The organism is Kitasatospora sp. NPDC101155 (genome assembly GCF_044768305.1).
Lineage (GTDB): Bacteria > Actinomycetota > Actinomycetes > Streptomycetales > Streptomycetaceae > Kitasatospora.
This window is the reverse complement of the sequence record NZ_JBIWPN010000005.1, coordinates 157,700-175,727: the sequence shown is the minus strand read 5'-3', so window position 1 is coordinate 175,727 and position 18,028 is coordinate 157,700. Positions and strand designations below refer to the sequence as shown.

Genomic DNA, 18,028 nt, shown 5'->3' with positions numbered 1-18,028 from the left:
TCGCCGACACCACCACGACCATGCAGAGCGGGGCGCTGCTGGTCGCGGCGCCGATCGCGCTCGCGGCCGGGCTGCTGTCGTTCTTCTCGCCCTGCGTGCTGCCGCTGGTGCCCGGCTACCTGTCGTACGTGACCGGCTTCTCCGCCGCCGACCTCGCGGACGCCCGCGGCTCGAAGCGCGGCCGGATGCTGCTCGGCGTGGTGCTGTTCATCCTCGGCTTCACCGCGGTCTTCGTCTCCACCGGCGCGCTGTTCGGCTTCTTCGGCCAGGAGCTGCAGGACTACAAGCGGCCGATCAGCATCGTGCTGGGCTCGCTCACCGTCGTGATGGGCCTGGCCTTCATGGGCCTGATCCCCGGCCTGAACATGCTGGAGGTGCGCTCGCACCGCCGCCCCGCCGTCGGCCTGCTCGGCGCCCCGATGCTGGGCGTGGTCTTCGGCGTCGGCTGGACCCCCTGCATGGGCCCGACCCTGACCGCGGTGCAGAACCTGGCCCTCAACCAGGCCGACGCCCAGCGCGGCGCGCTGCTGACGACCTTCTACTGCCTGGGCCTCGGCGTACCGTTCATCCTGGCCGCGATCGCGTTCCGCCGGGCACTGGGTGCCTTCGGGTGGGTCAAGCGGCACTACCCGCTCGTCATGCGGATCGGCGGCGGCATGCTCGTCGCGGTCGGTGTGCTGCTCGTCACCGGGATCTGGGACTCGATGATGAGCGAACTGCAGTCCTGGACCTCCGACTTCCGGATCGGAATCTGACCGTGAGCAAGACCACGACCGAGACCGAGCTGCCCCCGGCGCCGGACGACACCGCCGCCGAGCGGCTCAGCACCGCGCCGGTCGAGTCCGAAGGGCCCACCGGCATAGGGGTGTTCGGCTGGGCGCGCTGGATGTGGCGCCAGCTGACCTCGATGCGGGTCGCCCTGATCCTGCTGTTCCTGCTGTCACTGGCCGCGATCCCGGGCTCGCTGATCCCGCAGAACGGCCAGAACCAGTTCAAGGTGCAGACCTGGAAGGCGCAGCACACCACGGTCGCGCCGATCTACGAGAAGCTCCAGCTGTTCGACGTCTACAGCTCGGTCTGGTTCTCCGCGATCTACATCCTGCTGTTCATCTCGCTGGCCGGCTGCATCGTCCCGCGCACCTGGCAGTTCGTCGGCGTGCTGCGGTCCCAGCCGCCGGCCGCGCCGCGCAACCTGACCCGGATGCCGGTCCACGCGGCCTGGCGCACCGAGGCGGACGCCGAGAAGGTGAACGCCGCCGCCCACCGGCTGCTGCGCAAGCGTGGCTTCCGGGCCAACCTGTCCGGCGGCGCGGTGGCGGCCGAGAAGGGCTACCTGCGCGAGGTCGGCAACCTGCTGTTCCACCTGTCGCTGTTCGCGCTGCTCGGCGGCTTCGCCTGGGCGAGCCTGGCCTCCGGTACCGGCGGCAAGCTGATGGTCGAGGGCCAGGGCTACTCCAACACCATCACCCAGCTCGACGACTTCACCGGCACGCGGTTCTACAACAACCAGGACCTCGACCCCTTCTACCTGAAGCTCGACGACTTCACCTCGAAGTTCCAGAACCAGGGTGACCAGATCGGCGCCGCCCGGCAGTTCACCGCGAACGTGGAGTACTACCAGGGCAACGACGAGTCGAAGCTCAAGAAGGGCACGATCGAGGTCAACCACCCGCTGGAGATCGGCGGCAGCAAGGTCTACCTGATCGGCCACGGCTACGCCCCGGTCATCACCGTCCGCAACGGCAAGGGTGACGTGGTCTACCACGACGTCGTGCCGTTCCTGCCGCAGGACGCCAACCTGACCTCGACCGGTGTCGTGAAGGTCTCCGACTACGGCATCGGCCCGGACGGCAACAAGTCCCAGCTGGGCTTCTCCGGCTTCTTCCTGCCGACGGCGCCGGTGAGCTTCGCGGGGACCGGCCCGGTCTCGCTGTTCCCCGGCGACGCCGAGCCCGAGCTGGTGCTGAACGCCTTCTCCGGCGACCTCGGCACCGACTCCGGCCTGCCGCAGAACATCTACCAGCTGAACACCCGCAAGCTCACCCAGATGAAGGTGGACGACCAGCCGGCCAAGGCCCGGCTCAAGCCCGGTCAGGGCTGGACCCTGCCGGACGGCTACGGCAGCGTCACCTTCGAGGGCTACAAGCAGTGGGCGAGCTTCAACGTCTCGCACCGCCCGGGCAACGCGATCGCGCTGACCGGCGCCGTCCTGGCGATCCTCGGCCTGATCGGCTCGCTGTTCATCCAGCGCTGCCGGATCTGGGTGCGGGCGGTGGCCCTGCCGGGCGGCGGCACCCAGGTGGAGCTGGCCGGGCTGGGCCGCAGCGAGTCGGCGAAGATCGCCGAGGAGCTGGCCGAACTGGCGGTCGACCTCCAGGACGACGCCCCGGCATCCGAGGACGACGCCCCGGTGGCCGAGGGGGAGACCCCGGCGGCCGAGGACGAGAACGGATCCGCCCCCGGGGAAGACGACCGGGCACCAGAAGATCACGCAGCAGAAGACCCCACAGCCCCTGCCGACCAGAACTCCAAGGAGTAGACGGTGCATCTCGCCTCGGGGGTCGACCCACAGCTGGCCGACCTCTCCAACAAGCTGATCTATTCGGCGATGGCGGTCTACACGATCGCCATGTTCGCCCACATGTTCGAGTGGACGTTCGGTAGCAAGGGCGCGGTCGCCGTCCGCTCCAAGGAACAGTCGGGCAACCTGGCCGAGACCGTCGCCGCCGCGGAGCCCAAGGCCGCCAAGCAGGTGACCGTCACCGTGGCCGGGGCGAAGGGCGGCACCACCACGCTCACCCGCACCGTCCTGGCGGGCGAGGGCGCGACCGTCGTCACCGGCGGTCGCGGCGACGAGGACGTGGACGGTCCGGGCGCGGCCGGCACCAGCGAGAAGGCCGACCTGGCCGGCCGCATCGCGGTCTCGCTGACCGTCCTGGCGCTGCTGCTGCACGGCGGCGGCATCGTCGCCCGCGGCCTGTCGGTGTCCCGCTGGCCGTGGGGCAACATGTACGAGTTCTCCTGCGCCTTCGCCTTCGCGATGACGGCCGCGTACCTGGTCCTGCTGGCCGCGAGGAAGAACGTCCGCTGGCTCGGCCTGCCGGTCACCGTCGCGGTGCTGCTGACGCTCGGCATCGCGACGCAGGTGCTGTACACCGACTCCGAGCAGCTCGTCCCGGCGCTGCACTCGTACTGGCTGGCGATCCACGTCTCCACCGCGATCATCTGCGGCGGCGCCTTCTACGCGGCCTTCATCGCCACGCTGCTGTACCTCGGCAAGGACTCCTTCGACCGGCGCATGGCAGCCGGCCTGACCACCGGCCCGCTGGGCACCTCGGCCTCGATCTGGCGCCGGCTGCCCGCCGCCTCCACCTTCGACAAGCTGTCCTACCGGATCAACGCCCTGGTCTTCCCGCTCTGGACGTTCACCATCATCGCGGGCGCGATCTGGGCCGAGGCGGCCTGGGGCAAGTACTGGGAGTGGGACCCGAAGGAGACCTGGTCGTTCATCACCTGGGTCGCCTACGCCTGCTACCTGCACGCCCGTGCGACGGCCGGCTGGAAGGGCCGCAAGGCCGCGTACCTGGCCCTGGCGGCCTTCGCCTGCTGGCTCTTCAACTACTACGGCGTGAACATCTTCGTCACCGGCAAGCACTCCTACGCGGGGATCTGACCGGGGGCACCCACCCACCGGCCCGGCTTTCCGCAGGAGGTAGCCGGGCCGAGGTGCAACAGGGGTAGTTCGTGCCGGCCGTCCGTGCCGGTACGGGGAGGAACGAGGAGGAAATCGCGCAATGGAGTGCGACGAGGTCATGCTGACCGTCCGAATCACCGCCGCCGAGCAACTGCTGCTCCGCCGGCTCGCCCAGGGACACCGAAGCGACGTTTCCGAAGTGGTGGCCGATGCTCTGCTGGACATCATCCCCACGCTCAGCGCTCCGGGGGACGCCTACCGACTGCTGAGCGCCATCGCCACGCCCGCGCCGTGCGCCCTGACGGTCTGGCTGCCGACCGCCCTGGCCGACCTGCTGGTACCCGGCGCGGCCCGGATCGCCCAGATCACCGACGTCCGGATCGAGTCGGCCAGCGCGGCACTGGGCGCGGCGCTGCGGCTCTGGCTGGCCCAGGACCCGGTCCGGCTGGCGGCCAACCTCAGCGTGATGCACGCCGGGCGGCGGCCGGCCGCGCTGGTGGCGGCGTAACGGGGGAGTGCCCGCCCGTCGGGCTCCGGCGGGCCCGGCGAGGACCCGAGGGGCAGGCCCTGGTCAACTCGCCAGCGGCAGCCGGGTGCTGCCGAGGCCCGGGGCGGCGGGGCGGCCGTCGAAGGCGTCCCGCCGGACCGGCACCCGCGGGCCGTCGACCGGTTCGGTGAGCAGCCGGCACTCGGCCGCCGTCCGCCCGTCCTGGACCAGCCGGACCAGTACGGGCGTGCGCCGGCCGTCCGGCGACTGCTCGCGCACCGCTCGGACGAAGCAGGGCCGATCCAGCTCGATGTAGTGGTCGAAGGAGGTCACCAGCTCGACCGGTACCACCGGCTCGGGATGGTGCAGCCGTTGGGCGGCCTGCCGGGCGGCCTCCAGCACCAGCATCCCGGGGACGTGGTCCAGCTCGTGGTCGAACAGCACCGGGTGCCCGGCGTCGGCCCGCAGCAGCCAGGTGTCCGGCCGCAGGGTCGGGCTGAGCACCACGTCCGCAGGGTGGGCCCGGCCGACGAGTTCGGGCGCGGCGGGCTCCGGCGGCCGCGGCGGGATGACGGCCTGCCGCCCGGGCCCGCGCAGCCGCTCGTACGAGGCAGGGGTCATCACCCGCAGCTGACCGGAGCCGTGGCCGATCCGCAGGCCGTCCCGGGTGATCTCGGCGTGCACCCGCAGCGAGGCCAGCCGGCCGTGCCGCATCCGGACGTCCTCGCAGCCGACGGTCAGCATCAGCGAGGCCGGCCCGGCGGTGACCGCGAGGCCGGGCAGGCCCGCCTCGTCGAGCGCGTAGCCCAGCTCCTCCATGACGAAGTGGTGTCCGCGCGGCACCCCGAAGCCGGCGTGGCCGATCAGCAGTCCGGCCTGCCGGACGGTCTCGGCCACCAGCACCGGGTCGTGGTAGCGGTCCCCGGGTAGCCGGTAGAAGCCGTGCAGCCGGGGCCACTGGGCGCCGAGGAGGAAGTCGTACGGGCCGGTGGCCTGCCAGCCGGTGAGGAAGACCTCGGACACCGAGGCGCGGTGCACCAGGTGCCGGGAGACGGTCCGGTCGTGGAAGTCGTAACCCGGGTTGGGGAGGGCGGCGGAGCCGGGGTGGGCGTACGGGCCGTCGGCGTCCGGCTCTACGATCAATGGCATGACTGGCCCCGCTCCAGGGTGTCGGTCGAGCGGCCGCTACGGACGCCCCACAGCAAAACATACATACCACCCGGTTTGTGTTCTGCGGCCGGGGTCGCCCCGGCCGCAACGCCCGGCCCGATCACGCTACCCGGCCTCTGGGCTGCGGGAATGCCCGAAACGGGGAGGGCAGACCTTGGGCGGGGTGTGGTCCCCGCTGGACGGCGGGGTCGACAGGCGCGCTAGATTAGATACCAACCATGCGGTTTCGGCCGAGGTCGTCCGCATGCGATGCGCCGCCCCCACCGAGGGCGCGCCGACAGCAGCCGGACGGGGCGGGGGAGCGCGTCCGGCCGAGTCCGGAGGGGCCAGTGGTCAAGCAGGAACGCGCGGGGCGGACCAGGCAGGCCGTCCTGCTCGCCGCGGCGGACGCCTTCGCCCGAGTCGGCTTCGAGGCCGCCAGCCTCGTCGACATCAGCCACCGGGCCGGGGTGAGCAAGGGCGCCCTCTACTTCCACTTCGTCTCCAAGCAGGCCCTGGCCGACGGCGTACGGGCCGCCGCCGGGCGGGAGATCGGCTCGGCCGCGCTGCGCGCCCTGCGCGCGGAGGGCCCGGCCGTCCAGGGGCTGATCGACCTCTCGCACGAGCTGGCCCGACTGCTGCGCGAGGACGTCGTGGTCCGGGCGGGCGTCCGACTCGGCCGCCCGGCCGGCGCCCCGGACGCCCAGCCCGCCGGCGCCACCTGGCGCAGCCTCACCGCCGTCGTCCACCGACTGCTGGACCGCGCCGCCGAGGCCGGCGAACTGCGCCCGGGAGTGGACCGGCGGGCCTGTGCCGAACTGCTCAGCTCGGTGGTGGCGGGCCAGGTGCTGCTGGCCGCCGAGGAGCTCGGCCGGCCCACCCCGGAGGCCGTCCGCCGGCTCTGGGCGGCCGCGCTGCCCGCCCTGGTGGCGGCGGAGCGCTGCCCGGGCTACCGGGTCTGATCCGCCGGACTCGGGCTCGCTCGGCCCTGCCGGGCCGGTCCCGGCGACGCCCGGGCGCGCTCGGCCACTCGGCCGGTCCCGGCGACGCTCAGGCGCGCTCGGCCACGCTCAGCCGGGCGAGCGCGTGCGGCTGCACCAGCCCCGGCAGCAGCAGCGTCCACAGGTCGGCCATCCGCTGGATCAGGTCCCGTCGGTCGGCCAGCACCTGGGAGCTCAGCTGGATCCCGGTGACCGCCCCGGTGATCACCCCGGAGGCGGCCGCCAGGTCGACCCCCGGGTGGAGGTCCCCGGCGTCCCGGGCGCGCTCCAGCAGCTCGCGGACCAGGTCCATCCAGCCCTGGTAGGCGGCGATCTGCGGCTGGGTGAAGCTGCCGTGCTCGATCGTCAGCCGGATGCTCCCGCGCACCAGCGGATCCTCCTGGAGCGCGTGCGCGAAGGCGTACCCGAGGTCGATCAGGGTCTGCACCGGGTTGTCCGAGGAGGGCTCCCAGGAGGCGATCCAGGCGCCCTGGCCCTCGATCACGGCGAGCGCCAGCTCCTCCTTGGAGTGGAAGTGGAAGTACAGCGCGCCCTTGGTGACGCCGGCCCGGTCCAGGATCTCGGACATCGTGGCGGCGGCGTAGCCCCGTTCGTCGAACACCTCGGCGGCCGCGAGGAGTACCGCCTGGCGGGTCGCCAGCGCGCGGGCCTGCCTGGCCATCGCAGCCTCCCTGGAAAGTTCTCTACCTCGGCAGCGGCTGATCCTATGGGGGCCGACGGGGCGACGGGCGCATACCGTCCAGTAGGTATCCTACCGAGCCGCTTCGCACCCGACCGGACGGGCGGGCACCGCTTGCGCACGGCCTCGCGCACGGCTCGGGTATGCCCCGACGGCCGGTCACCCGGGTGGGGTGACCGGCCGTCGGAAGGGCTCCGGACCGTCAGGCGGCCTGCTGCCAGCTGACCGGCGAGTAGTAGGCCGGGCGGCGCTCCAGCCGCTGCCAGCTGGCGATCGGCTCGATCGGCGCGATGGCGGCGACCTGCTGCGCGGCGGCCGCGCGGGCCATCAGCACTGCGGTGAGGGCGGCGAGTTCCTCGTCGGAGAGGCTGCCGCGGACGATGCGGACGAGGGGTTCGGCGGAAGCGGTCATGTTCTGGTTTCTCCCCCGGTGAAAGTGGTGTGGTGTCGCTCGGAAGGCCTGCTGCGTGCTGCGTCGTACGGGTGGTACGTCGTGCAGGTGCTACATCGGCGGGTTGCCGTGCTTGCGGCTGGGCAGGTCGGCGTGCTTGGTGCGGAGCATCGCGAGGGCGGCGGCGATCACCTGGCGGGTCTCGGCCGGGTCGATGACGTCGTCCACGAGGCCGCGCTCGGCCGCGTAGTACGGGTGCATCAGTTCGTTCTTGTATTCCTTGATCTTCTGGGCGCGCATGGCGTCCGGGTCCTCGGCGCCGTTGATCTCGCGGCGGAAGATGACGTTGGCGGCGCCTTCGGCACCCATCACCGCGATCTCGTTGGTCGGCCAGGCGTAGGACAGGTCCGCACCGATGGAGCGGGAGTCCATGACGATGTAGGCGCCGCCGTAGGCCTTGCGCAGGATCAGCGAGATGCGCGGCACGGTGGCGTTGCAGTACGCGTACAGCAGCTTGGCGCCGTGCCGGATGATGCCGCCGTGCTCCTGGTCGACACCGGGCAGGAAGCCGGGCACGTCCAGCAGGGTGAGCAGCGGGATGTTGAAGGCGTCGCACATCTGGACGAAGCGCGCGGCCTTCTCACTGGCGTTGATGTCCAGCACGCCGGCCAGCGACTGCGGCTGGTTGGCGATGATGCCGGTCACGTGGCCGTCGACCCGGGCCAGCACGCACAGCACGTTGGTCGCCCAGCGCTCGTGGATCTCCAGGTACTCGCCGTGATCGACGATCTCCTCGATCACCTTGCGCATGTCGTACGGCCGGTTGCCGTCGGCGGGCACCAGGTCCAGCAGGCTGTCGTTGCGCCGCTCGACCGGGTCCTCGGTCGCGACGGACGGCGGCATCTCGCGGTTGTTCTGCGGCAGCAGCGACAGGAGGTAGCGGACCTCCTCGATGCAGGACTGCTCGTCGTCGTAGACGAAGTGCGACACGCCCGAGACCCCGGCGTGCACGTCCGCGCCGCCCAGGCCGTTCTGGCTGATCTTCTCGCCGGTCACCGCCTGGACCACGTCCGGGCCGGTGATGAACATCTGCGAGGTCTCGCGGACCATGAAGACGAAGTCGGTCAGCGCCGGGGAGTACGCGGCGCCACCGGCGCACGGGCCCAGCATCACCGAGATCTGCGGGATGACGCCCGAGGCCCTGGTGTTGCGCTGGAAGATGCCGCCGTAGCCGGCCAGGGCGGTGACGCCCTCCTGGATGCGGGCGCCGGCGCCGTCGTTCAGCGACACCAGCGGGGCACCGGCCGCGATGGCCATGTCCATGATCTTGTGGATCTTCTGCGCGTGGGCCTCGCCCAGCGCGCCGCCGAAGATCCGGAAGTCGTGCGCGTAGGTGAACACGGTGCGCCCGTGCACGGTGCCCCAGCCGACGATCACGCCGTCGGTGTGCGGCTTCTTGGCCTCCAGGCCGAAGCCCTGGGCGCGGTGCCGGCGCAGCGGCTCGACCTCGTGGAAGGAGCCCTCGTCCAACAGCAGCTCGATGCGCTCGCGGGCGGTCAGCTTGCCCTTCGCGTGCTGGGCCTCGGTGGCCTTCTCGCTGGGGCCGCGCCGCACCTTCTCGCGGAGCTCGTGCAGCTCGGCGACCCGCCCGCGGGCGTCGGCCGGGACCTCGGGGACCTCGTCACCGACCGGAGCCTCATGCACAACCGTCATCTCGAACCACTCCAAGGGTGAGGGAACTGTCCGACAGCCGACGTCTGCTATGCCCCCAGCTGCGAATCACTTTCTTCACTTATGACTGTACGAGGGGCCGTGCGCTGGTTTCGGCGTCGATTCCGTACAAGGTCGAGTTCGTTTAGCTGTCAGGGCTGCACAGAAGCGGTCGGGTCGACGCCTCAGCGCTCGGTATCCGTTCGAATACTGGGGGTTGTCGGGCGGATGATGGTCCGATGATCTGAGCATGAAGAAAAGTGCAGGTCAGGGCCGTCTCTCACCAATGTAGGGGCGGTATCTCGTGCACCGGTCAAGCGCCGCTCAAGTCCGGCGTCCCGGTGGGGCCGACTCGTGCTAGAGGGCCCGCAGTCGTAGGGAAGCGCCAAAAACGTCGAAGCCCACCCGAGAGGCCCCGGGTGGGCTGTCCGAGGGAATGGTCCAACCGCTCCGATCAGCTCTTTCGGCCGTCCTCCGGCTCGTCCTTGCCGCGCAGCTCCTCCTCGCGGCGGCGCAGATCGGCCTCCCACTGCTTGAGCATGTCCTCGTGCTCCTTGTCGCTCCCCTTCAAGGAGTCGCCCTTCGAGGAGTCGCTCTTCGGGGAGTCGATCCTTGTGGAGTCGCCCGGGTCGCCCTTCAGGGAGGCGAGGAACTCGGGGTCGTCGTCCGGTGCCGGCGGACGCCCGCGACGCGCGGCGCCGGACGGCTGCCCCGGGTAGCCGCCGGGCGCGCCGGTCCGCAGGAACCCGCGCTGCTTGCCGGCCACCAGCCAGGCGATCGGGCCCAGCGGCGGGAAGAGCAGCACGATGATCAGCCAGATCGGCTTCGGCAGGTGCTTCACCTCGCCCTCGGGCGTGACCAGGCAGTCGATGAACGCCCACACCCACAGAGCGAGCGGAAGGACGATGGTCAGAAGAATCCTCAGCACGGCTGCGATCTCCCCCCGGCGACGGCGGTAGTGGTGGGCGCCTTCCCGGGGCCCTTGACGCAAGCCAGGCTATCGGGTGGCGGATACTGACAGGCATGGCATACGACGATCTCCGCTCGTTCCTCCGGGCCCTCGACCGCGAGGGCGACCTCAAGCGCATCAAGGCGGAGGTGGACCCCCACCTGGAGATCGGCGAGATCGTCGATCGCGTGCAGAAGGCCAAGGGTCCGGCGCTGTTGTTCGAGAACGTCAAGGGCTCGTCGATGCCGCTGGCGATGAACGTCTTCGGTACCGAACGCCGACTGGCGAAGGCGCTCGGCCTCAAGGGCCCGGACGACATCTCCGAGAAGATCGCCGGCCTGCTCAAGCCCGAGCTGCCGCAGGGCTTCACCGGCTTCCGGGACGCCTTCGGCAAGCTCGCCTCGATGGCGCACGTCCCGCCCCGGCACGTGAAGTCCGGTGACGCCCCGGTCCAGGAGGTCGTGCTCACCGGCGACGACGTCAACCTGGACGAGCTGCCCGCCCTCTTCACCTGGCCGCTGGACGGCGGCTCCTTCTTCAACCTGGGCCTCACCCACACCAAGGACCCGGACTCCGGCATCCGCAACCTCGGCCTCTACCGGCTCCAGCGGCACGACCGCCGGACCATCGGGATGCACTGGCAGATCCACAAGGACAGCCGCAACCACGCCGCCGTGGCGGCCAAGCGCGGTGAGCGCCTCCCGGTCGCGATCGCCTTCGGCTGCCCGCCCGCCGTCACCTACGCGGCCACCGCCCCGCTGCCCGGGGACATCGACGAGTACCTCTTCGCCGGCTTCGTCGCGGGCGAGCGGGTGCGGATGGTCGACTGCAAGACCGTCCCGCTCCAGGTCCCGGCCGACGCCGAAGTGGTGCTGGAGGGCTGGCTGGAGCCCGGGGAGATGCTCCCCGAGGGCCCGTTCGGCGACCACACCGGCTTCTACACCCCGCAGGAGCCCTTCCCGGCGCTCAAGATCGACTGTGTGACGATGCGCCGCCGTCCGATCCTGCAGTCGATCGTGGTCGGCCGGCCGCCGACGGAGGACGGTCCGCTCGGCAAGTTCACCGAGCGCTTCTTCCTGCCACTGCTGAAGATCATCATCCCGGACATCGTCGACTACGACCTGCCCGAGGCCGGTGGCTTCCACAACTGTGTGATCGTCTCGATCGACAAGAAGTACCCCAAGCACGCCCAGAAGACGATGCACGCCATCTGGGGCGCCCACATGATGTCGCTGACCAAGCTGATCATCGTGGTGGACGCCGACTGCGACGTGCACGACTACCAGGAAGTCGCCTGGCGGGCCTTCGGCAACGTCGACTACAGCCGGGACCTCACCGTCGTCGAGGGCCCGGTCGACCACCTCGACCATGCCTCCTACCAGCAGTTCTGGGGCGGCAAGGCGGGCATCGACGCAACCCGCAAGCTGCCCGAGGAGGGCTACACCCGGGACGGCGGCTGGCCGGAGATGGTCTCCTCGGACCCGGCGACGGCCGCGCTGGTTTCGCGCCGCTGGAAGGAGTACGGGCTGTGAGCACGGCCGCAGTCGAGACCCCGGGGCGCACGAAGGCGTTCCTTCGCCTGGTGATGATCGAGCACTCGGTCTTCGCCCTGCCCTTCGCCTACATCGCCGCGCTGACGGCCATGTTCCTCGCCGACCAGCGGGTGCACTGGGGCGAGCTGTTCGTCGTCACGGTGTGCATGGTCGGCCTGCGCACCTTCGCCATGGCGGCCAACCGGATCATCGACCGCGAGCTCGACGCCCGGAACCCGCGTACGGCGGGGCGCGAACTCGTCACCGGGGCCGTGTCGTTGAAGACGGCGTACGTCGGCTCGGCCGTGGCGCTGGTGGTGTTCCTCGGCGCGGCGGCGATGCTGAACCCGCTGTGCCTGGCGCTGGCGCCGGTCGCCGTGGTGCCGATGGTGGTCTACCCGTACGGCAAGCGGTTCACCAACTTCCCGCAGGCGATCCTGGGTGTCGCCCAGGCGATGGGCCCGGTGGGCGCCTGGCTCGCGGTGACGGGCAGCTGGTCCTGGGAGGCCGTGGTCCTGGGCGTGGCGGTCGGCATCTGGATCGGCGGCTTCGACCTCATCTACGCCTGCCAGGACGTCGAGTCCGACCGCGAGAACGGCGTCGGCTCGCCGCCGGCCCGCTTCGGCGTGCCGGCGGCGATCTGGGGCGCGCGGGTGTGCCACGTCCTGACGACGCTTCTGCTGGGCTGGTTCGCGGTGCTCACCGACGCCGGTGTGGCGTTCTGGACCGGCCTCGTGATCGTTGCGGGCGCTTTCGTGTACGAGCACACCATCGTGAAGCCGAACGACCTGTCGAAGCTCAACCGCGCGTTCTTCCAGACGAACAGCTTCGTCGGCATCTCGCTGTTCTTCTTCGCGCTGGTGGACCTGCTCCTTCGCGGGCTCGGAATCTGATTCCCACAAGGTCACTGCTTGCGTCGACTCCGTCGCCACGGGCCTATCGTCGATCCCGACAACGGTCTCGTTGAAGGGGAGTGGCGCCCATGGCGACGACTCTCGACCCGACGGACGGGTAGAGCGCCTCGGCTGCCCGGACGGGTTCGGCGGCGGCCCGGTAGATCGCGGCGACCCCCGTGGCGTACTCGCGGGGCGCTCCTGTCGTCTCGTCCGAGCTTGCTCGCGGTCGTCGGACCGGCTCAGGGGATGTCGACGCCCGCCGCCCGGACCTTCTGCTCTATGAGCGTGGTCAGCCGGGTCCAGCCGGGCCGCTGGTCCTCGCCGTGGTGGGTGAGCAGTTCCTTGCGGGTGTCGCCGTCCTCGCGGTTCCGGAGGCCGGAGAGGGTGGGGATCAGGGAGGGGTCGGCGATGAAGTGCTCGGCGACCTCGGTGGCGAGTTCCTCGATCCGGGGGTCGTCCGGGTCCCAATTCCCGGCGGCCCAGGTCATCTTGACGATGGCGACGTGCTTGGGGTCGTCGAGGCCGTGCTCGATCTGGGCGAGGTGGCCGCAGCAGTTCGGCCGTTCCTCAGGCGGCCCGTTCCTCAGGCGGCCGGCCGCCGGGCGAAGTCCGGCGCGTGCTCCGGCCGTGGCCCGAGCGCGATCAGCCGTGAGACGCCCATCCGCACGGCCGGGACGTAGCGGGCGAGCAGGGCGAACTGGAGGGGCGGGCCGACCCGGCGCCCGCTGAGCACCGGGGTGAACATCAGGCCGTGCAGCATCCGCTGCATCCGCTGCATGATCACGGTCGGGCGTTGGCGCCGCCGCTGCACCCGGGCCAGCGCCGCGACGGTCGGTCGGCCGCGCCGCAGCGGCTCGGCGAGCAGGGTGGCGGCGGCGACGGCGTCCTGGATGGCGAGGTTGATGCCCACCCCGCCGGCCGGGGACATCGCGTGGGCGGCGTCGCCGATCAGCAGCAGTCCGTCGGTGTACCAGCGGTCCAGCCGGTTGAGCTTGACGTCGAGCAGGTGGACGTCGTCCAGGCTCGCCAACTGGTCGACCCGGTCGGCGTACTGGGGCATCAGCCGGGCGATCCGGTCGCGGAAGCGCTCGATGCCCTCGGCGCGGCGCTGCGCGTCGGCCCCCTTGGGCAGGAAGTAGGCGATCTGGAAGTAGTCGTCGCGGGTCAGGCTGAGCGCCATCTCGCCCTGTCCGAAGCCGGGGGCGAGGTTGGGCGGCGCGGCCTGCTCGTGGGCGTGCCGGGGCAGCCGGAACCACCAGACGTCGAAGGGCACCGGGTACTCCTCGGGCACCAGCCCGGCCTCCCGGCGCAGGGTGGAGTGCCGACCGTCGGCGGCGACGGTGAGTTCGGCCCGGATCTCGCCCTCCTCGCCGTCCCGGGTGCGGTAGCGCACGCCGGCCACCCGGCCGCCCTCCCGGATCAGCCCGGTCGCCTCGGTGTTCATCCGGACGGTGAAGGTGGGTTCCCGTTCGGCCTGTGCCACCAGGAAGTTGAGCAGGTCCCACTGCGGGATCATCGCGATGTAGTTGTACGGCGCGGGCAGCTTGTCGAAGGCGCTCAGCGCGACCTGCCCGACGCCGGGCACCGGCACCACCAGGTTGCCGAGCCGGCTCTGCGGCAGTGCGGCGAACTCCCGGCCCAGGCCGAGTTCGTCCATCAGCCGCACGGTGGAGGCGTGGACGGTGTCGCCGCGGAAGTCGCGCAGGAAGTCGCCGTGCTTCTCCAGCACGGTCACTTCGACGCCGGCCCGGGCCAGCACCAGGCCCAGCACCATTCCGGCGGGCCCGCCCCCGGAGATGACGACGCTCATGGCTCTCTCCCCTCGATCCGTGAATCCCTGGTCCCCTTGCGGTCCCTGTGTGGAACTTGCATATACAGACTCTCTGGAACCGTCTCAGGTGTCAAGTAGTACGATGCTCCACATGAAGGATCTGGTGTCGGCCGCGCTCACGGCGGCGAAGGAACGGGGCCAGGACGTCGCGGACGTCCCGCTGACGGCGATCGCGGCGGCGGCCGGCGTCTCGCGCAGCACCCTGCTGCGCCGGCTCGGCGGCTCCCGGGCGCCCCTGGACGAGGCGGTCCGGCAGACCGGCGTCGACCCGGGCGGACGGCCGCCGGTACGGGAGCGCGCGATCTCGGCGGCGGCCCACCTGGTGGCCGAACGCGGCCTCGGCGGGGTCACCCTGGACGCGGTCGCGGACCGGGCCGAGTGTTCGCTGCCCAGCCTGCACACCGTCTTCGAGGGGCGGGACGGCCTGCTCGCCGCTGTCTTCCTGCAGTACGGCCCGCTGCCGGACCTCCAGGCGCTGGCTGCCGACCCGCCCGAGCGTCTGGAGGACACCGTCCGGGCGCTCCACCGCACCTTCCTCGCCTCCCTGTCCAACGAGCCGCGGATCATCCCGGCGGTCTTCGCCGACCTGTTCGGCCGTCCGGACGGGCCCGCCGCCCGGATGATGGCCGCCCACATGCCGCAGATCATCGACGGCCTCGGCCGCCTGCTGCTGCCGCACGTCGAGGCCGGGCGGATCCGGCCCCTGCCGCTCCCGGTGCTGGTGCAACTGCTGATCGGCCCGCTGCTCAGTCACGTCCTGGTGCGGCCGGTGCTCGAACCCGTCCTCGGCGACGGGCTGCCCTCGCTGGACGAGTCCTTCGAGCTCTTCGCCGACGCCTACCTCCGGGCGGTCGCCCCGTCCGGATCGGACATGGAAGTACCCTGAGGAGAACCGTGATCGGCAAACTGCAGTGCCTGGTGCTCGACTGCCCGGACCCGGCCGTACTCGCCCGCTTCTACGCCGCCCTGCTCGGCGGTGAGGTCGACCGACCGGACCCGCGCTGGTCGCTCGGCGCCGGCTGGTCCACCCTGCACCTCGACGACGGCACGGTGCTCTGTTTCCAGGCGGTCGCCGACCATCGCCCGCCCCGCTGGCCCGATCCCGGGCACCCGCAGCAGGCGCACCTGGACATCGACGTCCCGGACCTGGACGCCGCCGAACCCCGGGTGCTCGCCCTCGGCGCCGTCCGCCTGCGCGACGTCGGCCGGTGGCGGATCTACGCGGACCCGGCCGGTCACCCCTTCTGCCTGATCCGCGGCTGAACGGCTTGCGGAGGCGGCCCCCCGCTCAGCCCAGCACCAGCCGGTCGCCCAGCCGCAGCCACCCCGGGGCGGCCACCTCGGCGAGCGCGTCGAGGCGGCCGTCGTGGGCGTGCACGATCGCCTTGAGGATCTCGGGGGCATGCGGCAGCCCGGGCTGCGGGGCCGCGGTCATCGCGCAGCGCTCGCTGGAGGTGACGAAGGCGAGCCGGGCGCTGTCCGGGGCCTCGCCGCGGGCCTGGCGGCCGAACCAGTCGTCCTCGACGAACGGCGGGGTGCCGGGCGGGGTGCGCAGCACGATGTTGGGGCGGAACCGGCGCTCGTCCACCACGGCGAAGGGGACGGCCTCGCGGACCCATTCCAGGGTGGCGGTGGTGAGCACGCTGACCGGTAGCCGGTCGAAGTGCGGGACGGCGTCCTCGCGGGCGAGTGCGACGTCCTCGCGCTGGAGGTAGGCGCGCAGGAACGCGGTGGGGTGGTCGACCGGGCGGCCGAGCGGGTCGAACAGCTCGGGGCCGTCGAGCCGGTGACCGAGGCGGGCGGAGAGCCGCAGCAGGCCGTCCATCCGGCGGAAGCGGCGGGTGGTCTTGCCCGAGCCGAGCCTGCCGGAGGAGTCGCGGACGGCGTAGAGGCGGTCGCCGGCCAGGCCGCGCACGTCCACCTCGACGGAGTCGAGCCGCTCGCCGCCGGTGGATTTCACGGGGTAGCGCCAGAGTCGCTCGATCACTCCGATGATCTCAGCCATGGCCTGACAGCGTACTGGCGCCACCGGGGGATGGTCTAGACCAAGCCCCGGGCCGGGGCGGGCCGGCGGGCTCAGCCCAGCCGGGCCACCGCCCGGACCGGGGCGCCGTCCGCCGCCACCAGCCGCAGCGGGAACAGCGAGACCTCCACCGGCCGACCGGCCTCCTGCGCCTCCAGCAGCGCCCGCAGGTCGGTCAGGTTCTCGGCGATCACCCCACCGCCGCTCGCCCCCAGCAGCACCCGGTGGGCGGCCAGCGTCGGCTCCTCGGCGGGCTGGTCGTGCTCGTCGGTGAGGTCGGCGAGCAGCGCGGCCACCGCCGGGTCGCCCGGGCCCGGGTCGGGGGTGGGGTCGACGCTCAGCGCGTCCACCCCAACCGTGCGCACTCCGGCGGCGACGATCGCCTCGGCCGCCTCGGCGGTCAGGCCGGGGTGGGCGAGGTAGGCGTCGGTGCCCCAGTGCCGGGCCCAGCCGGTGGCCAGCAGCAGGACGGAACCCTCCCCGCAGCGCTCCAGCGCGGGCGCCAGCAGCGCGGGGGTGACGGCCGCCCGGGGCTCCAGCCCCCGCAGGTCGGCCACCACGGCGGGCCCGGTGAACCGCTCCAGCGGCAGCCCGTCCAGCGTCGGCCAGGTGACGTCCACGTGGTACGGCGCGTCCACATGGGTCCCGGACTGCGAGCCGAGGTGCAGGGCGAGCACGTTCACCCCGGCCGTCGCGGTGGTGAGCGCGGGCTCCAACAGCACGGTCGGATCGCCGGGGTAGACCGGCATCGCGGTGGTCACCTGATGGGTGAGGTCGACGAGGGTCGCTGCCATGCCCCCCATCCTCCCAGGGGACGCGCGCTCCCGGACCCGTTCCGCCCGGCCGGGCGGCGGCCTCCGGGGGATGCCCCGGCCGAAGCCCCGGGTGAAGCCGGGATAGAAATGCCCCATGGGAATCGCGAAGCGTCAGCCGTGGGTGGTCGGGGTCTCGGGAGCGTCGGGGACGCCGTACGCGGCTTCGGTGATCCGGGCGCTGCTGGCCGCCGGTGAGGCGGTGGACCTGATCGTCAGCCGGGCCGCCCGGCTCACCATCCTGGACGAGACCGGCATCTCCTTCCGGGACGCCCACTGGCGCACCGACCTCGCCGCCTGGCTGGGGACCGACCAGGGCCTGGAGGACGTCCGCTACTGGTCCGCGGGGGACTTCGCGGCCGGCCCGTCCAGCGGCTCGTACCCCGCCAAGGGCATGCTGGTGGTGCCCGCGACCACCGGCGCGGTGGCCGGGATCGCGCTCGGTCTGAGCAAGGACCTGCTGCAGCGGGTCGCCAGTGTCACCCTGAAGGAGCGTCGACCACTCGTCGTCTGCGTGCGCGAGACGCCACTCAACGGGGTGACGTTGAAGCACCTGGTGGAACTCGACGCGCAGGGCGCGGTGGTCCTGCCCGCGTCGCCCGGCTTCTACGCCGGCGGCTCCACCGTGCGCGAACTCGTGGATTTCGTGGCCGGCCGGGTGCTGGACGCCGTGGGCGTGCCGCATTCCCTGTACCTGCGCTGGGAAGGGGAGTTGGGCGCGGCGGCCCGCCAGAGCGGGAGCGGCGGGGGCGCTTCGGCTGAGGGGGAGTAAGGAGAGCGAGGGCGGGAGAGTATCTTCTCTGCGATATCCGGGTCGGTCAGCGCACGGCGCCTTTGAATCCGGATAATGATCTGTGGGTCTGGTGAGGTTCGG

Annotated in this window: 19 protein-coding genes; 10 read left to right on the top strand and 9 right to left on the bottom strand. The window is 71.8% G+C overall.

The genetic code is table 11. From position 1 onward, the window contains the following. Positions 1 to 20 precede the first annotated feature (20 nt). From ACIRYZ_RS09690 to ACIRYZ_RS09675, 4 genes are all read left to right on the top strand, one after another. A complete protein-coding gene (locus ACIRYZ_RS09690; RefSeq protein ID WP_387626993.1) occupies positions 21 to 755 on the top strand; it encodes a cytochrome c biogenesis CcdA family protein in 735 nt (244 codons plus the stop codon). Beyond that, positions 752 to 2,539 (top strand): cytochrome c biogenesis protein ResB, encoded by a 1,788-nt coding sequence (locus ACIRYZ_RS09685; RefSeq protein WP_402942082.1) that lies wholly within the window; start codon positions 752 to 754, stop codon positions 2,537 to 2,539. The genes ACIRYZ_RS09690 and ACIRYZ_RS09685 overlap by 4 nt, the downstream gene beginning before the upstream one ends. A gap of 3 nt (positions 2,540 to 2,542) precedes the next feature. Then, on the top strand, positions 2,543 to 3,673 hold the full coding sequence (ccsB, locus tag ACIRYZ_RS09680) for a c-type cytochrome biogenesis protein CcsB (protein WP_402941742.1): 1,131 nt from the start codon (positions 2,543 to 2,545) through the stop codon (positions 3,671 to 3,673). A 139-nt stretch (positions 3,674 to 3,812) separates the two neighbouring features. Next, positions 3,813 to 4,202 (top strand): hypothetical protein, encoded by a 390-nt coding sequence (locus ACIRYZ_RS09675; protein ID WP_400916670.1) that lies wholly within the window; start codon positions 3,813 to 3,815, stop codon positions 4,200 to 4,202. 63 nt (positions 4,203 to 4,265) lie between these two features. Here ACIRYZ_RS09675 and ACIRYZ_RS09670 read toward each other — a convergent pair whose 3' ends face one another. Next, entirely contained in the window at positions 4,266 to 5,330 is a 1,065-nt protein-coding gene (locus ACIRYZ_RS09670; protein ID WP_402941741.1) for a ScbA/BarX family gamma-butyrolactone biosynthesis protein, read from the bottom strand. Between the two features lie 350 nt (positions 5,331 to 5,680). Here ACIRYZ_RS09670 and ACIRYZ_RS09665 point away from each other — a divergent pair, with 350 nt between their 5' ends. Further along, positions 5,681 to 6,292 (top strand): ScbR family autoregulator-binding transcription factor, encoded by a 612-nt coding sequence (locus ACIRYZ_RS09665; RefSeq protein ID WP_402941739.1) that lies wholly within the window; start codon positions 5,681 to 5,683, stop codon positions 6,290 to 6,292. Between the two features lie 88 nt (positions 6,293 to 6,380). Here the strand turns inward: ACIRYZ_RS09665 and ACIRYZ_RS09660 are convergent, their stop codons facing one another. The 4 genes from ACIRYZ_RS09660 to ACIRYZ_RS09645 form a co-directional block, all read right to left on the bottom strand. After that, the gene (locus tag ACIRYZ_RS09660) at positions 6,381 to 6,992 is read right to left on the bottom strand and encodes a ScbR family autoregulator-binding transcription factor (protein ID WP_393033052.1); all 612 of its coding nucleotides are present in this window, start codon (positions 6,990 to 6,992) and stop codon (positions 6,381 to 6,383) included. Positions 6,993 to 7,212: 220 nt separating this feature from the next. Next, positions 7,213 to 7,422 carry an acyl-CoA carboxylase subunit epsilon gene (locus ACIRYZ_RS09655; RefSeq protein WP_402941736.1) on the bottom strand — a complete coding sequence of 70 codons (210 nt, stop codon included), beginning with the start codon at positions 7,420 to 7,422 and terminating at the stop codon, positions 7,213 to 7,215. Between the two features lie 90 nt (positions 7,423 to 7,512). Beyond that, positions 7,513 to 9,114, bottom strand: a complete 1,602-nt coding sequence (locus ACIRYZ_RS09650) for an acyl-CoA carboxylase subunit beta (protein WP_402941735.1) — start codon at positions 9,112 to 9,114, stop codon at positions 7,513 to 7,515. A 451-nt stretch (positions 9,115 to 9,565) separates the two neighbouring features. Next, positions 9,566 to 10,039, bottom strand: coding sequence for a PLD nuclease N-terminal domain-containing protein (locus ACIRYZ_RS09645; protein WP_402941734.1), 474 nt, complete (start codon positions 10,037 to 10,039; stop codon positions 9,566 to 9,568). A gap of 95 nt (positions 10,040 to 10,134) precedes the next feature. Here ACIRYZ_RS09645 and ACIRYZ_RS09640 point away from each other — a divergent pair, with 95 nt between their 5' ends. After that, on the top strand, positions 10,135 to 11,592 hold the full coding sequence (locus ACIRYZ_RS09640) for a menaquinone biosynthesis decarboxylase (protein ID WP_380608390.1): 1,458 nt from the start codon (positions 10,135 to 10,137) through the stop codon (positions 11,590 to 11,592). Continuing rightward, positions 11,589 to 12,485, top strand: a complete 897-nt coding sequence (gene mqnP, locus ACIRYZ_RS09635) for a menaquinone biosynthesis prenyltransferase MqnP (protein WP_402941732.1) — start codon at positions 11,589 to 11,591, stop codon at positions 12,483 to 12,485. Before ACIRYZ_RS09640 ends, mqnP begins: the two co-directional genes overlap by 4 nt. 242 nt (positions 12,486 to 12,727) lie before the next feature. Here mqnP and ACIRYZ_RS09630 read toward each other — a convergent pair whose 3' ends face one another. Next, positions 12,728 to 12,976, bottom strand: coding sequence for a hypothetical protein (locus ACIRYZ_RS09630; protein WP_402941731.1), 249 nt, complete (start codon positions 12,974 to 12,976; stop codon positions 12,728 to 12,730). Positions 12,977 to 13,071: 95 nt separating this feature from the next. After that, the gene (locus ACIRYZ_RS09625; RefSeq protein WP_402941729.1) at positions 13,072 to 14,298 is read right to left on the bottom strand and encodes an FAD-dependent oxidoreductase; all 1,227 of its coding nucleotides are present in this window, start codon (positions 14,296 to 14,298) and stop codon (positions 13,072 to 13,074) included. A 112-nt stretch (positions 14,299 to 14,410) separates the two neighbouring features. Between ACIRYZ_RS09625 and ACIRYZ_RS09620 the strand changes: the two genes are divergently transcribed. Together ACIRYZ_RS09620 and ACIRYZ_RS09615 are read left to right on the top strand one after the other, a co-directional pair. Further along, positions 14,411 to 15,205, top strand: coding sequence for a TetR/AcrR family transcriptional regulator (locus tag ACIRYZ_RS09620; protein WP_402941727.1), 795 nt, complete (start codon positions 14,411 to 14,413; stop codon positions 15,203 to 15,205). Between the two features lie 8 nt (positions 15,206 to 15,213). Then, positions 15,214 to 15,582, top strand: a complete 369-nt coding sequence (locus tag ACIRYZ_RS09615) for a VOC family protein (RefSeq protein WP_402941725.1) — start codon at positions 15,214 to 15,216, stop codon at positions 15,580 to 15,582. A gap of 25 nt (positions 15,583 to 15,607) precedes the next feature. Here the strand turns inward: ACIRYZ_RS09615 and ACIRYZ_RS09610 are convergent, their stop codons facing one another. Continuing rightward, entirely contained in the window at positions 15,608 to 16,324 is a 717-nt protein-coding gene (locus ACIRYZ_RS09610; RefSeq protein WP_402941724.1) for an MOSC domain-containing protein, read from the bottom strand. 71 nt (positions 16,325 to 16,395) lie between these two features. Next, on the bottom strand, positions 16,396 to 17,136 hold the full coding sequence (locus ACIRYZ_RS09605) for a cyclase family protein (protein WP_402941722.1): 741 nt from the start codon (positions 17,134 to 17,136) through the stop codon (positions 16,396 to 16,398). A gap of 115 nt (positions 17,137 to 17,251) precedes the next feature. Here ACIRYZ_RS09605 and ACIRYZ_RS09600 point away from each other — a divergent pair, with 115 nt between their 5' ends. Continuing rightward, positions 17,252 to 17,926: a UbiX family flavin prenyltransferase gene (locus ACIRYZ_RS09600; RefSeq protein WP_393033097.1), complete on the top strand. Its 675-nt coding sequence runs from the start codon at positions 17,252 to 17,254 to the stop codon at positions 17,924 to 17,926. The last annotated feature ends 102 nt before the right edge of the window (positions 17,927 to 18,028 follow it).

Coding starts and splice junctions, on each gene's coding strand:
- ACIRYZ_RS09675 (WP_400916670.1), top strand. CDS start 3,813: ATGCTGACCGTCCGAATCACCGCCGCCGAGCAACTGCTGCTCCGCCGG.
- ACIRYZ_RS09600 (WP_393033097.1), top strand. CDS start 17,252: ATGGGAATCGCGAAGCGTCAGCCGTGGGTGGTCGGGGTCTCGGGAGCG.
- ACIRYZ_RS09640 (WP_380608390.1), top strand. CDS start 10,135: ATGGCATACGACGATCTCCGCTCGTTCCTCCGGGCCCTCGACCGCGAG.
- ACIRYZ_RS09605 (WP_402941722.1), bottom strand. CDS start 17,136: ATGGCAGCGACCCTCGTCGACCTCACCCATCAGGTGACCACCGCGATG.
- ACIRYZ_RS09625 (WP_402941729.1), bottom strand. CDS start 14,298: ATGAGCGTCGTCATCTCCGGGGGCGGGCCCGCCGGAATGGTGCTGGGC.
- ACIRYZ_RS09660 (WP_393033052.1), bottom strand. CDS start 6,992: ATGGCCAGGCAGGCCCGCGCGCTGGCGACCCGCCAGGCGGTACTCCTC.
- ACIRYZ_RS09630 (WP_402941731.1), bottom strand. CDS start 12,976: ATGACCTGGGCCGCCGGGAATTGGGACCCGGACGACCCCCGGATCGAG.
- ACIRYZ_RS09670 (WP_402941741.1), bottom strand. CDS start 5,330: ATGCCATTGATCGTAGAGCCGGACGCCGACGGCCCGTACGCCCACCCC.
- ACIRYZ_RS09650 (WP_402941735.1), bottom strand. CDS start 9,114: ATGACGGTTGTGCATGAGGCTCCGGTCGGTGACGAGGTCCCCGAGGTC.
- ACIRYZ_RS09690 (WP_387626993.1), top strand. CDS start 21: ATGCAGAGCGGGGCGCTGCTGGTCGCGGCGCCGATCGCGCTCGCGGCC.
- ACIRYZ_RS09655 (WP_402941736.1), bottom strand. CDS start 7,422: ATGACCGCTTCCGCCGAACCCCTCGTCCGCATCGTCCGCGGCAGCCTC.
- ACIRYZ_RS09610 (WP_402941724.1), bottom strand. CDS start 16,324: ATGGCTGAGATCATCGGAGTGATCGAGCGACTCTGGCGCTACCCCGTG.
- ACIRYZ_RS09620 (WP_402941727.1), top strand. CDS start 14,411: ATGAAGGATCTGGTGTCGGCCGCGCTCACGGCGGCGAAGGAACGGGGC.